Source organism: Acidobacteriota bacterium (assembly GCA_022340665.1).
Taxonomy (GTDB): domain Bacteria; phylum Acidobacteriota; class Thermoanaerobaculia; order Thermoanaerobaculales; family Sulfomarinibacteraceae; genus Sulfomarinibacter.
In genome coordinates this window covers 1-13330 of sequence record JAJDNM010000098.1, presented here as the reverse complement: position 1 = coordinate 13330, position 13330 = coordinate 1, and the positions used below count along the sequence as shown (strand labels likewise).

Annotated in this window: 12 protein-coding genes and 1 pseudogene; 12 read left to right on the top strand and 1 reads right to left on the bottom strand. The window is 61.6% G+C overall.

Features of this window, described 5'->3' with window-relative positions; all coding sequences use genetic code 11:
• Positions 1-86 precede the first annotated feature (86 nt).
• The 5 genes and pseudogenes from LJE93_11825 to LJE93_11805 all read left to right on the top strand — a co-directional run bounded on the left by LJE93_11825 (position 87) and on the right by LJE93_11805 (position 3931).
• Positions 87-203: pseudogene (locus LJE93_11825) on the top strand (prepilin-type N-terminal cleavage/methylation domain-containing protein).
• Positions 204-669: 466 nt separating this feature from the next.
• Entirely contained in the window at positions 670-1233 is a 564-nt protein-coding gene (locus tag LJE93_11820) for a hypothetical protein (protein ID MCG6949593.1), read from the top strand.
• Positions 1234-1291: 58 nt separating this feature from the next.
• A complete protein-coding gene (locus LJE93_11815) occupies positions 1292-2515 on the top strand; it encodes an insulinase family protein (protein ID MCG6949592.1) in 1224 nt (407 codons plus the stop codon).
• 154 nt (positions 2516-2669) lie between these two features.
• Entirely contained in the window at positions 2670-3116 is a 447-nt protein-coding gene (gene dut / locus LJE93_11810) for a dUTP diphosphatase (protein MCG6949591.1), read from the top strand.
• 2 nt (positions 3117-3118) lie between these two features.
• Positions 3119-3931 (top strand): MBL fold metallo-hydrolase, encoded by an 813-nt coding sequence (locus LJE93_11805; GenBank protein MCG6949590.1) that lies wholly within the window; start codon positions 3119-3121, stop codon positions 3929-3931.
• Between the two features lie 36 nt (positions 3932-3967).
• On the opposite strand, the gene purL is transcribed toward LJE93_11805, so the two are convergent.
• Complete coding sequence (gene purL, locus LJE93_11800) at positions 3968-7894, bottom strand: phosphoribosylformylglycinamidine synthase (protein MCG6949589.1); 3927 nt, start codon at positions 7892-7894, stop codon at positions 3968-3970.
• A gap of 198 nt (positions 7895-8092) precedes the next feature.
• Between purL and purM the strand changes: the two genes are divergently transcribed.
• From purM to LJE93_11765, 7 genes are all read left to right on the top strand, one after another.
• On the top strand, positions 8093-9151 hold the full coding sequence (purM, locus tag LJE93_11795) for a phosphoribosylformylglycinamidine cyclo-ligase (protein MCG6949588.1): 1059 nt from the start codon (positions 8093-8095) through the stop codon (positions 9149-9151).
• A gap of 232 nt (positions 9152-9383) precedes the next feature.
• Positions 9384-9740, top strand: coding sequence for a CGGC domain-containing protein (locus LJE93_11790; GenBank protein MCG6949587.1), 357 nt, complete (start codon positions 9384-9386; stop codon positions 9738-9740).
• Positions 9741-9978: 238 nt separating this feature from the next.
• On the top strand, positions 9979-10368 hold the full coding sequence (gene rpsF, locus LJE93_11785; GenBank protein MCG6949586.1) for a 30S ribosomal protein S6: 390 nt from the start codon (positions 9979-9981) through the stop codon (positions 10366-10368).
• Positions 10369-10378: 10 nt separating this feature from the next.
• Positions 10379-10612, top strand: coding sequence for a 30S ribosomal protein S18 (gene rpsR, locus LJE93_11780; GenBank protein ID MCG6949585.1), 234 nt, complete (start codon positions 10379-10381; stop codon positions 10610-10612).
• A 39-nt stretch (positions 10613-10651) separates the two neighbouring features.
• On the top strand, positions 10652-11617 hold the full coding sequence (locus tag LJE93_11775; GenBank protein MCG6949584.1) for a YybS family protein: 966 nt from the start codon (positions 10652-10654) through the stop codon (positions 11615-11617).
• 1 nt (position 11618) lies between these two features.
• The gene (rplI, locus tag LJE93_11770; protein MCG6949583.1) at positions 11619-12287 is read left to right on the top strand and encodes a 50S ribosomal protein L9; all 669 of its coding nucleotides are present in this window, start codon (positions 11619-11621) and stop codon (positions 12285-12287) included.
• A gap of 3 nt (positions 12288-12290) precedes the next feature.
• The coding region (locus LJE93_11765) for a methyltransferase domain-containing protein (GenBank protein MCG6949582.1) at positions 12291-13330 on the top strand (1040 nt) is incomplete at its 3' end.

Below are 13330 nucleotides of genomic sequence, written 5' to 3'. Positions count from 1 at the left end.
GGAATTCGGAATTGGGAATTCCCGCCCGCCCCCCTGGCACCTTCGGGGCGAACCCTCGTCGCGGCATTCAGAATTCAGAATTCAGAATTCAGAATTCGCCAGCGGCGGGATTTACTCTCATCGAGCTGATTGTCGTCGTCGCGATCATCGGCATTCTGGCAACGATTGCCATTCCGGCGATGAGGAATGCGCCCATTCGGGCCCGCGAGGCGGTGATTCGCGCGGATCTTTACGAAATGCGTTCGTGCATTGACCAACACCTTGCAGACAAAGGGACGTACCCGGAGAGCCTCCAGGCCCTCGTCGACGAGGGATATCTGAGGTACCTGCCGGCCGACCCATTTTCCGGCACGGCGGAAGGTGCCTGGGAGGAGATCTACGCAGATCCGGACGAACTCGAGGAGCTCCAGCCGTTCGAGGACGAATTCGGCGGCACCGGAAACCAGGTGATCGATGTCCGTTATGCCGACGATACGCGAGTCGCTCTCGATGGAACCCTGATTTACGAATGGTGAAAACTTGAATTCGGAATTCGGAATTCGAAATTCGGAATGTTCAGTCCCGACCTCTGACGATTCAGGAATAGCGCGGGGGCGGGCGGGAATTCCTCATTCAGAATTCCCAATTCCTCATTCCGGCGAAGCCGGTTACACCCTCGCAATCTTGGTGATGGTGCTGGCCGTTATGGCGATCATGATGGCCGCGGCGGTCGAGATCGCGAGTTTTCAGGCGCAGCGGGAGAGGGAGGCGGAGCTCATCTTCCGTGGCCAGCAGTACGTCGAGGGAATTCGGCTGTACCGCCAGAAATATGGCCGTCTCCCGATGCGGATGAAGGAGCTGTGGGAGGCTGAACCGCGGGTGCTGCGAAAAAAGTGGGACGACCCGATCACCGGATCGGATAAATGGGGTGTGATCTTCCAGGGCCAAGAGGGTCAGGAAATCAGACCGGGACGAGGTGGAGTTGGAGGACGGCGACCCACTCCGACGAGAACCCCGGTGTTCGAAAGGGACCGCGAGGATGACGGCGAAAAAGTGGGCCCGATCATCGGTGTCCATTCGTTGTCGACCGACACCAGCATCAAAGTCTACGAGGGCCGCACGCAGTACAACGAATGGAAATTCATCCTCAAGGACCTGCCTTCAGGACGGGGTGGCGATGACGGGCGCAGTCGGCGTACCCGAACCCCACAGACCGGCAATACCCCACGCCCCACCGGCACGCCACAATACTGATTCTCTCCTACCGGCAGGCCATTTCGTGCAATCGAACGATGTAGTAGACTCTGCCGCTGTGTCGGATCGTGCGACTCCCGCGTTGCTGCTGCAATCAATGCCCGGTCGTGAGACCGTAGCCGCCGGCGTGTGGATCACGCGTGGTGCGGCCCACGACCCGCAGCCGATTGCCGGAGCGACCCATCTCGTCGAGCACCTGACGCTTCGAGCGTGCGGCAAGCACGATCGCCACTCGCTGGCGCTCACCGTCGACCGCCTCGGTGGCGAGGTCGATGCGTGGACAGGCTCCGAGATGATGGGCATCAGTGTCAACACCACCGCGGACGCACTGGACGATGCCCTCGACCTTCTGGTTGACGCCGTACTCAGCCCGACCTTCGAGCCCGAAGATGTAGACCTCGAACGCCGAGTAACTCGCGCCGAACTCGAGCTCGTAGCCGACGATCCGGCGGAGAAGGTGGGTGAAGCACTCCTGAAGGCTGCATGGGGCGATCATCCGTTGGCTCGACCGGTGATCGGCACTCTCGAAACCCTCGAGGCCATCACACCTGAAGCTCTGAAACAGCACCATGCGTCGCTCGTGCGCCCAGGGTACATGGTGGCTGCGGTTGCCGGAGATGTGGATTCACTGGAGGTCGCCGATCGGCTATCAGCCCTGCCTCTCAGCCGCCCTCCGACCGTGCCCGAACTTCCGTCTCTCTCCTGGAGTGGCGCCCACGTCGAGCTGAGCCGGGCAGGGACGGATCAGGTTCATGCGCGTCTCGCCTTCAAAGCCCTGGCTGTGTCGGATCCCAGGATTTCGGCCCTTGCGGTTCTCAATCGAACCCTCGGCGACGGCGCTTCGAGCCGCCTTTTCCAACGCCTGCGAGAGGAGGAGGGGCTGACCTACGATATATGGTCCACTCCTGTCGCCTGGCGTCTCGGTGGCTTTCTCGAGATCGGGTGGGCGTGCGCCCCGCACGCGTTTTCGGATTCCTGGCGGCTGGTCCTCGATGAGCTCGCGCGAATCGTGCGCGACCTGGGAGAGGAGGAGGTCGAAGTCGCGAAGGAGGGCATCTTGCGAGGCTTGCGAATGGACATGGAGTCACCGGCGGCCCGGTGCTCGCTCGACGTCGGTGAGTTGCTCGAGAGGGGACGCAGGTTCGATCCGGAAGTGGCATGCCATGAGCTCGAGGCAGTCACGCGTGCTGATGTTCGGCGCCTGGCCGCGGAAATCTTGCGCGATGACCACCGTGCATCCGCTGTGTGCGGTCCGGAAGGTGCGGCGACGCGCGTCGCGTAGGTAAAAACGTTAGAATGTTGAAACGTTAGAACGTTGAGAACTCGGTGTGCGACGAGATGCAGCAAGCTGTTGCCGTATTACAACGTTGAACGTTCCATCGTAAAACGTTGCACCGGATTCGCGGTCCGAATTCGTGATCGCGTATGATCCACTCGTGACGATCGAGGTCCGAATCCAACGACTTCCGCACGGGGAAGGATTGCCCCTCCCGACTTACGCCACCGACGGTGCGGCCGGAGCGGACCTTCGTGCGGCGGTGGACGCGGAGCTGGTTCTCGTGCCGGGAGAACGCACAGCGGTCCCGACCGGCCTGGCAGTGGAGATTCCGCATGGGTACGAGGGCCAGGTGCGGCCGCGTTCAGGTCTCGCGATCAAGGTCGGGCTGACCATCGTCAACGCGCCAGGGACAATTGATAGTGACTACCGTGGCGAGCTCAAGGTGCTGATGGTCAATCTCGGCGGCGAACCGGTTTCGATTCACCGGGGGGACCGAATTGCACAGCTCCTGATCACGCCGGTGGTCCGAGCGCTGTTTACCGAATCTGATATCTTGAGCGTTTCAAACCGTGGCGACGGCGGCTTCGGATCGACCGGAGCTTGACGGTGGAGATTCTGGTCCTCGCCTCCGGTTCCTCGGGCAACGCCGTGTTGATTTGTTCGGGAGAAACTTCGATTCTGGTCGATGTCGGCATCTCGGCCCTGCAGGTGAGTAAGCGGCTCGAGGCGTTCGGAAAGGCGCCGGACGAGATCGACGCGATCCTCCTCACTCACGAACACTCCGACCACGTTCGCGGCCTCGATGTCTATCTCCGTCGCCATCACGCAGCGCCGGTCTGGACCACTCCCGGCACATGGTCGAAGATCGATGTGCGCAGCGTCGGTGGCGGAGAGCTGTATTCGGGCAGAACACGACGATTCGGTGCTTTCAGGGTCACGCCGGTCGCAACGTCTCACGACGCGGCCGAAGCGGTTGCCTATGTGTTCGACGATGGCGAACACAGTGCCGCCCTGTGCACCGACACCGGCATCGTCACACAACTCCTCGAACAACGGCTTCAAGGCTGCGAACTGCTATTTCTCGAGACCAATCACGACAAAGATATGCTCCGCCATGGCCCCTACCCATGGCACCTCAAGCAGCGCATCGACTCCCGCACCGGGCACCTCTCCAACCATCAGAGTTGTGAGGCGGTGGACAGAGTGAGCTCCAGCACACTCAAAGCGGTCGTCGGCATGCACCTTTCGGCCGAGAACAACTGCCCGAATCTCGTCCGCGATGGACTCCGCAGCGCCGTCGGAAATGGGGTGCTGGTCGGCGCAGTCACCCGCGAGGAGATGTTCCGGGCCTTCCTGGACGGGTCAGGCGTCAGATTCGAACGTCGGCAGATTCCGTCAGCGGGAACGAACGGAACCTGAAGATTCCGGCTCGAGCCGAGAATCGCACGGCTGGCTTCAACAGGTCTCGCACCACTCCCTGGCGTTCTGGAACATCTTGAGCCACGGTGACGCCTCGAGGTGCTCACGCCAATCTCGGGGCATCCAGCCCCAGTGCCACAGAGTGGCAGTGCGCTCGGGGTGAGGCATCATCGCCAGGTGGCGGCCGTCGGACGAACAGATGCCCGCGATGCCTTTTGGAGAGCCGTTCGGGTTGTGCGGATACTTCTCGGTAATCTCGCCGCTGTCATCGGTGAACCGGAGAGGGGCGAGATCATTGGAAATCACCTTCCTCAGGACTTCTTCATCTGGGAAAAAGGCGCGGCCCTCGCCATGGGCACACCAAATACCAAGCGTCGAGCCCTCCATGCCGCGCAGCATGACGGCCGGACTCGGGCGGATTGTGACGGTCGCAAAACGTGATTCGAATCTCCCAGAAGAGTTTCTTATAAAGCGCGGCTGCAACTGGTCTTCGAGGCCGCGCCACGGCACCAGACCGAGCAGCGCGAGCAGCTGGCAACCGTTGCAGACACCGAGGCTGAAGGTATCCGCGCGATCGATGAAGGCGCCAAACTGCGACAACAGCTCCTGGTTGAATCGAATTGAGGCCGCCCACCCTTTGGCGGCATCGAGGACGTCCGCATGAGCGAACCCGCCGACCGCCACCAAACCCCGAAAACGGTCCAGGGTGACGGCGCCATTCAGCAAATCGGACATGGCGACGTCCCACGGATCGAATCCAGCGGCGAGAAACGTCGCCGCCATTTCGCGGTCTCCGTTCGAGCCCTCTTCGCGCAGTACGGCGACCGGGATCTTAGATTTGTTTGTCATGATCGTCGTTGGCGTGGGCTGGGGAATGAAAGACAGTGCGTACGGTGGCGCGGTGCGAAGGCGAAGCCCGTCCCTCTCCAATCCCACACAGTCGGGATTCGCCTGCTCGAGCTCGAGTCGGAAGGATGTAGCTTCCCAGAGATCGCGGAGATCTCTCATGTCAGCGGCGAGCACCTCGATTCCGCCGACCGCGATGCGGACATCGGGTTCGACAACGGTGCGTCCGATGACTTCGCACGGAACATCGGCAGAGCGGAAGACCTCAAGTGCGGTTTCGGTCTCGCACTCGTCCACCTCGATCACCATACCGAGCTCCTCCGAGAACAGGTGCGAGATCGGATCGACGCCCGAGATACCGCGCAACGCGATGTCGATGCCACAGTTGCCGGCAAACGCCATTTCGAGGAGAGTGGTGATCAATCCGCCGTCCGATCGGTCATGGCCCGCGGTCACAAGGCGCACCGCGATCAACTCCTGAATTGCCTTGAATGCGCGCGCCAGCAAGGCAGGGTCATCTACGTCCGGTGGAGTGTCGCCGATCTGCGAGAACACCTGTGCCAGCGCCGTCCCACCGGTTCGGAATCGACCACCGCCGAGGTCGATCAGAAGCAACCGGCCGCGGCCGGGAAGCTCCAGGTCGGGTGTCACCGTCTGGGTGATGTCGGGACAGCTCACGTACGCCGAAATCACCAGGGAGCCGGGGGCCTTGACGACCTCCTCGCCGCCCGCAGGAAGGGGGGCTCGCGCCGCCATCGACAGGCTGTCCTTGCCTCCATCAACCGCAATTCCCAGCTCGATCATGATGTCGCGCATGGCGACCGCTGCGTCGTACAGGGCAGCCCCCTCACCGGGAAGTTTGGCCGCCCACATCCAGTTGGCCGAGCAACGCACGTTTTCCAGAGATGTCGCCCTTGCCCAGACGAGATTGGTGAGGGCTTCCCCGACCGCGAGACGTGCCATCGCCGCCGGATCGAGGAGCCCCTTCATCGGTTGTTCTCCGATCGCGGTTGCCGCACCGGTGTTGCCGAAGTGACTTTGGGCAATAACCGCGACATCAGAGACGGTGAGCTGCAAAGGCCCCGAACACTGCTGCTGGGCGATCAGACCACTGACGCTGCGGTCGACCTTGGTAGTGAGGAATCTTTTCGAACCCACCGACAGCAACCGCAAAACCCGGTCGAGCGCCCATTCAACAGTGATCTGGCTCGGCAGTTGAAGAGGCTCGGCGACCAAGGGCACCCGCTCGATCTCGAACGTCTTCTGGGGAACCTCACCGAGAATGTCGTCGAGAACGAGGTCTACCGGAGTCGAGTCGTCCCTCTCGTCGTGCAGAATCACCCGACCGTCGCCGGTGACCCGCCCGACGAACGACACGGGTACCCGTTCTCGTTCGCACAAATCGCGGAACATCGCCTCGTCGCTGGGCTGCAGGAGCAGGGCGTCGTTTTCCTGGTACTCGGCACCCCAGATCTCGAGAACCGACAGGCTGTCGTCGCCGATCGGAATTTCGCGGATCTCCAGCCGAGCTCCGGCGGGTTCGACGATTTCCTTCAGTACGTTGCAGTTCCCGCCTGCCCCCTGGTCATGAATGCTTACGATCGGGTTTCGTGCGCCGAGCTCCGAACAGGCGCGGATCACGCGATTGACCTTCTGCTCCATCTCCGCATCGCCACGCTGCACGGCGTTGAAATCGAGATGTTCCGGGTTGTCACCATGCACCATGCTCGAGGCGGCGCCTCCGCCCATGCCGATACGGTAGGCGGGTCCGCCGATCTTGACGACCCACATATCCGGCTCGGGCTTCCCTTTTTCAGTGTGTTGGGCGTCGATCTGGCCGATGCCGCCGGAGAACATGATCGGTTTGATCCACTCGCGGCGTTCGCCGTTGGGAAGCCGCAGTCCCGCGGACCGGGTGAAGCCTGTGATCACGGGCTCGCCGAACTTGTTGCCGTAGTCCGAGGCGCCGTTCGAGGCTTCGATCTCGATGGCCAGGGGAGGGGCGAGATTGGGCGGATAGGCAAAACCTGGATCTTCCCAAGCGAGCTCGTATCCGGGCAACCTGAGGTTGCCGACGCAATAGGCGGCGGTGCCCGCCACCACCAGAGCTCCACGTCCGGTCGCGTGAACATCGCGTATCCGGCCTCCAGTGCCTGTCTCGGCACCCGGGAAGGGCGCGACGCCGGACGGGAAATTGTGGGTTTCTGCGGTGAAGGTGATATCGAGAACGAAGGTGCGGCCGACCAGCAGCGAGGGGGCTTCGGGATCGGCACTGACCAGAGCAGTGACCGGAAAGCCCTGTATCGCACTCGAGTTGTCGTGGAACGCGATGACGCTGTTTTTCGGGTTGGCCTCGTAGGGTTCGCGAACCACCTGAAAAAGGTGTTTTGGCATTTCCTCGCTGTCGATGACCAGGCGCCCCTTGAAGAACCAATGTCGGGAGTGCTCGCTGTTGGACTGGGCGATGTCGAAACACTCGACGTCTGTCGGGTCGCGGCCAATGCGGTCGCGAAACAGTGTGGTGTAGAAGTCGAGGTCCCAGTCATCGAAAGCGAGGCCAAGTTCGTCATTGATGCGTTCGAGTGCCGCCCGCCCATTGGCCATCACCGGGACAGTGGTGACCGGTGCGGGGTTGGCGCCGGAATCGAAATCGGTGAGTGGCTCGGGGTAGAGGCATTCGGTCATGCGGTCATGGACGGCGTCGAGGATCATCGATCGCACGTCATCAGCGAGCAAGCCCCGCGGCTGCAGGAGGTAGCGTCGGGACCGCTCGATGCGTCGGATCCCATCAAGGCCGCAAGCGTGGCAGATCGAAACAGCGTTCGTGGACCAGGCGGTGGTGAAGGTCATCCGAGGTCCGACCTCGAGGATCTCACCCAGCCGGTCGTCCAGGAAGCTGGCCAGGCCGTACCGTTCGTGCTCGAAGGTTTCGGCCAACAGCCAGTCGAGCACCTGCAGTTCTTCGTTGCGGAGATCACGGGTAGATTCGATATAGAAACAGTACTCGGCCTCGAGGTTCTGGATCTCATGACCGACGGCCTGTTTTGCGATGTCGAGCAGATGGTGGAGTGTGGTGGGGGAGAGGTTGTAGCTTCGAAATCGTCGCAGCAACGGCATGGACAGTTTGTAGCAGGAATGGACGTGGAGTGCCAGTCTCCGTCCGATCCCGATCCCGATCCCGAAAAAAGTATCGATCCCGCTCTTGCCTGCCCGCAAACCCCCGGATATGGTCTCTGATCAACGGGTTCGTTCTCCTCGTCGAAACGATCCGATGCGGGAACGGGAACGCGAGCGGGAACGGGAACGGAGCTACGCATGACCACATATCGCGATGCCGGAGTCGATATCGACGCTCAGGACCAGGCCTTGGCACAGATCAAGAAAATGGTCCGCAACACCTATTCCTCCGATGTGCTATCGGATCAGGGGGCGTTCGGCGGTCTCTTCCGGGTGCCGATCAAGGGTCTCAAGGAGCCTGTCCTGGTCGCCTCGGCGGACGGTGTCGGCACCAAGCTCAAGATCGCATTTCTCTCCGGGCGCCACACTACGGTTGGCCGCGACCTGGTCCACCATTGCATCAACGACATCCTGGTCCAGGGTGCGCGGCCACTGTTCTTCCTCGACTATCTCGCGACCGGGCGCCTCGATCCCGACACCGTCGCCGATGTCATCGGAGGGGTCGCAGCTGCGTGTTCGGATCACAACATTGCCCTGCTCGGTGGCGAGACCGCCGAGATGCCCGGTTTCTACAGCGACGGGGAGTACGATCTGGCCGGCTTCATCGTCGGCTTGGTCGATCGAAAGCGGATTCTGGATGGTTCGGCGGTAATGGAGGGCGATGTGCTGGTCGGCCTGCCGGCATCGGGCCTTCACACCAACGGCTACTCGCTGGCGCGCAAGGTGTTCTTCGAGCAGCTCGATCTGGATTCCGACACGGTCGTGCAGGAGCTCGGTCGGTCAGTCGCGGAGGAACTGCTGGCCGTTCACCGCTGCTACCTCGAACCCGTGTGGCCGCTGCTCGAAGAGCAGTGGGTTCACTCGATTGCACACATCACAGGGGGGGGGCTGACAGACAACCTGCCGAGGGTGATGTCCGATGGCCTGAAATCGGTCATCAAGGTCGGGGCTTGGGAGATACCTCCGGTCTTCTCCTTCCTGAGGGAGAAAGGCGAGGTGCCGGAGGACGACATGTGGCGGACCTTCAATCTCGGTGTGGGCATGGTCCTGGTCGTCCCACCTAGAAAGCTTGAACAGGTGCTGCGGGTCCTCCGCGAACAGGGCTGTCCTGGCTTTCCGATGGGGAATGTCGTGAAGGGTGAATCGGGCGTCGAGTATGACCATCCCCCGGAGGGCTTTCCGACGGGCCTTCGCTAGCGCGTCCGATCCCGTTCCCGCTTTCGTCGAAGGGCTCGACGGCCTTACGGCTTTCCCCAACCGCCCACCCGCGGCCATTCGGCCCACCAACCCGCCCAGAGTCTGTGGAGCCGTATTGCCGTTTTGCCGAATGACCGTCGCCTCCCGTCTGCTCCAGTGATCATTTGAGCAGTTTTCTATCTTAAAACAAATGACTTACGATCCAACTGTCGAACAACACAGGGAGGCAACCATGGCCAAGCGCATCGGCATGATCTACTGCGAACGGATTCAGGATGCGAGCTGTATCGGCTGCGCCAAGTGCTTCAAGGCTGTCAACGAGAATACCTTCGTCTTCGAGGATCAGGGTGACGTGAGGATTGTCTTCAAGACCAGCTGTGGTGACTGCCCCGGTCTTGTGGTGCCTCGAGTCGACCTCCAGATGACGGTGCTCGAAAGCCTCGGCGTCGAAGTCGACGAGATCTACTTCGGCACCTGCGTCAATAAGGCCACGGCGTTGATGAGCTGCCCGATGAACGTCGAAGGCGTCACCAGCGTGCTCGAGGAGAAGTTCGGCGTCCCTGTGCACATGGGGACGCACGATTACTGACCGCCCACCCACACACGGTTGAACGGGTTATCGGGTTCCCCCGCCCACCCACCCGAGGCTTGAGACCTGTGGCTTGAGGCTTGAATCCGGATAACCCCAGGTCCCGAGCCCCAAGCCTCAGGCCCAAGACCTTGATTTTTGACGAAAAATCCGTAAACTACGGGTTCCCGGCTCGTCCGGGAAAACAACTCCTTGCTCCGGACCACGTTCCCGAGCCGAAGGCCGAGAGGAGAACGACATGCCATTGTATGAATTGGGGGTCATCATCGACCCCGAGATCCCGCCCGAGGAAGAGACGGCGACCCTGGAGCGCCTCGAGGGCATCATCACCAAAGCCGGCGGCGAGGTGGCCGAAAAGGACGCCTGGGGCCGGCGCCAGCTCGCTTATCCGATCGCCAAGAAAAACTACGGCGTATATCATTTCTGGCTGTTCAATGTCGATGGAGACGCTCTCGAACCCCTCAATTTCGAGATGCGGACCAACGATGCGGTGATGCGTTCCCTGATCCTCAACATGGATCGGGAATTGCGCCGCAAGCGCAAGATGGACGCCAAGTACAAGGAGCGGGCCGCGAAGAAGGCGGCCAGGGCCGCGGCGAAGGCCGAGAGCGCGGCGGACGAAGGCTGAGGAGGGTGCAATGAGACCGAACAGGAAACGTTTCCGTCGTCGCGTCAAGGTCTGCCGATTCACGGTCGAAAAAATCAATTACATCGACTACAAGGATGTCGATCTTTTGCGCGAGTACACGCCGACAAACGGCAAGATTCTGCCGCGCCGAGTGACCGGAACGCGCCCCGCGTTTCAACACAAGTTGACCCGTGCGGTAAAGAGGGCACGGTTTATGGCGCTGTTGCCCTACACGGGCGCCTGACGAACCCGTCTTCTGGCCTGTCGCGGCCAGCGATAAGAGATGACGAGCGAAAAATCCGTTCAGACGGATGAGCAAAGCCCGCGGCCGAAGATTCCCCGCCTCGGGGCAGCAGCTTCCGGATTGGTGGGTCTTCTGCTGGTTGGGGCCCTGTTCGTCATTCCGTTATTCGGGTTATTGATTGCGCCCCTCGGGTGCCTGCCGGTCCTCCACTTCCAGTCGGGCGGCACGCCCGGATTCAGGGCGTGGGGCCCCCCGGCCGCGCTGCTCGCGGTGGCGGCGATGGCGGGATTTGCAGGGATCGGGCTCCCACTCCTCGCTGCCTATTCGCTGTTGGTTGTGGTGCCTTCGGCGACAGTAGACCTGTGGACGCGGGCGAAATGGAGCGAAGGCCGCTGGGTTGCTGTGGCTACGATTATCGGATTGATTGGCACTCTCGCGGTGGTTGCATCCGTCGCTTCTCCACACACGCCCATGGAAGCTGTCGCCGCGTGGATGCGATCGTCGTCGGAGGAAATCGGCGAGCTCTACTCGGCGTGGGGTCTGACGGAGGGAAGCGCCGAGCTGGTTCTCGACGCTGCGGAACAGGCTGCTTCCTGGGTGTTGCCTAGCGTACCCGTCGCCTATCTGGTGGCGGTCCTGTTCTGGGTACGGCCGCGACTTCCCGTTCTCGGACTGCCGGTCGAAGTCGGAGATTTCGAGGCTTATCGAAACGACGATTGGCTAGCAGCCGCATTCGTAATTGGCGGAGTCGGCACGCTACTGCTCAGTGGAATCGCGCGATGGGCTGCGATCAATCTCCTGGTGGTAGTGCTCATATTGTATTTTGTCCAGGGTTTAGCTATGATTCGTGCCCACCTCGCGCGCTGGATTGGGAGAGGCTGGCTCGTGCGCTGGGGTGTTGTTCTACTGTGTGTGCAAGGACCGATGCCGCTGCTGGTTGCAGCGCTCGGAGTGGCCGACAGCTTCCACCCGCTGCGGCCCCAGCCTGACAACAACGGAGGATGAAATGAAGGTGATTCTCAATGATTACATCGAGCATCTCGGCGAGCGAGGTGAATCGGTGGAGGTGAAACCCGGCTACGCAAACAACTACCTGCTGCCCAAGGGGCTCGCCTATCACGACACTCCAGGCAACCGACGACAGTTCGAACAGGAACAGAATAAATGGGAGGAGATGGATCTCGAACGTCGCTCGGCGGGAGAGAAACTCGCCTCCGATCTTGACGGAACCAAGCTCGCGTTCGAGCGCCGCGCGGGCGAAAAGGACGTGCTCTTCGGTTCGGTGAGCATCGCCGACATCCATCACGAGCTGCAGGAGCGGGGTTTCGATCTCGACCGCAAGAGAATCCTGCTCGAGCACCCGATCAAGGAGCTCGGTGCTTATGACGTAGAGGTGAATATCCACCGCGATATCAGCGTGACGCTGCCGGTCAGGGTCGTTCGCCCGGGTGAAGATCCGGACGCGATCGCACCCGAATTCGTTGCCGAAGGCAGGCTCGAGGTGGCTGACGAGGACGTCTCCGCTGACGCCAAAATCCTGCCCGAGGCAACCGTCGAGGAGACGAGGGACGAACCCGAACCCGAGGCAACGACGGAAAGCACTGAGAAGCCCACCGTTTCCGAGGAACCTTCAGGTGCCGAGGAAGGCCCTGAAACCGCGACGACTGCCGAATAAACAATGAGCGGCGACGACCGCGCCGCGCCTCCCCACCCGACGCGAGACGACGGGAACGATGAAAGCCCCTTTCACCGCTGGGTAAAGTCCGTGTACCGACTGACTCCTTGGGGGCTCCAGCGGCGGCTCGACAATCAGCGGGCGGATCAGCAGCGAGCCGAAGAGCGAATCAGCGTCGCCATTCAGACGATTCAAAAGGAACTGGCCGAAACCCGCGACCGAAGGCTGGATCCATTGGAGAAACGCGTTGATATCCTCGAGGACGGCCTGCGTGAGGTGTCCTCAGAGGTCAATCGGCTGAGGGACGGTGTGGTGCCCGCTGCGGTCGCGCGATCGGACGCTCTCCTCGATCGTCTTGCCGAAGAGCTGGAAGAGGTCGCGTCGCTTGCCGAGCGATCGTTGCGCGGAGAGGCGTTGCCGGTGTCTAGTTCCCCCATCGGCGACGATCGGCTCGCCGAAGCCCTCACCGACATCCAACCCCGGTTGCTCGAGAGCTTTCGCGGGAGCGAAGAGGAGATCGTGCATCGGCTCGACCGGTATCTGCCCGACCTCCAGAGTTCCGCACCGGTTCTCGATCTCGGAAGCGGCCGGGGAGAACTCTTGTTGATGCTGCGAGAGGCTGGCGTCGAGGCGATGGGAGTCGAAGGCGACTCCGCTCTCGCCGAGGCGGCACAGAGGCGAGGTCTCGGGGTTACCGAGGGTGACGTCCTCGAGATCCTGCGTGGCCTCGAGCCGGAAAGCTGCGGCGCAGTCACCGCATTTCATCTATTCGAGCACCTGCAACCGACCCACCTGGCGGCGGTTCTTTCTGAGGTTTGGCGAGTCTTGAAGAGCGGGGGGTTGCTCATTGCCGAATGCCCCAATCCCCACACCGTCAGGGTTGGAGCGTCCCTCTATTGGCAGGATCCGACTCACGCCCGGCCGTTGCTGCCGGAGACTCTGGAGCTGATGCTCCGCGCGTCCGGTCTCGAACCCCAGCGGCGCGAATTGCTGCATCCGTTTCCGCCCGATCAGCTGTTGGCCGATGACGAGGGTGGTACGGG

Excerpts from the sequence above, each read along its gene's own strand:
- LJE93_11820 (MCG6949593.1), top strand. The coding sequence starts at position 670 with ATGGTGCTGGCCGTTATGGCGATCATGATGGCCGCGGCGGTCGAGATC.
- purL (MCG6949589.1), bottom strand. The coding sequence starts at position 7,894 with ATGCCGTTGCTGCGACGATTTCGAAGCTACAACCTCTCCCCCACCACA.
- purM (MCG6949588.1), top strand. The coding sequence starts at position 8,093 with ATGACCACATATCGCGATGCCGGAGTCGATATCGACGCTCAGGACCAG.
- LJE93_11790 (MCG6949587.1), top strand. The coding sequence starts at position 9,384 with ATGGCCAAGCGCATCGGCATGATCTACTGCGAACGGATTCAGGATGCG.
- rpsF (MCG6949586.1), top strand. The coding sequence starts at position 9,979 with ATGCCATTGTATGAATTGGGGGTCATCATCGACCCCGAGATCCCGCCC.
- rpsR (MCG6949585.1), top strand. The coding sequence starts at position 10,379 with ATGAGACCGAACAGGAAACGTTTCCGTCGTCGCGTCAAGGTCTGCCGA.
- LJE93_11775 (MCG6949584.1), top strand. The coding sequence starts at position 10,652 with ATGACGAGCGAAAAATCCGTTCAGACGGATGAGCAAAGCCCGCGGCCG.
- rplI (MCG6949583.1), top strand. The coding sequence starts at position 11,619 with ATGAAGGTGATTCTCAATGATTACATCGAGCATCTCGGCGAGCGAGGT.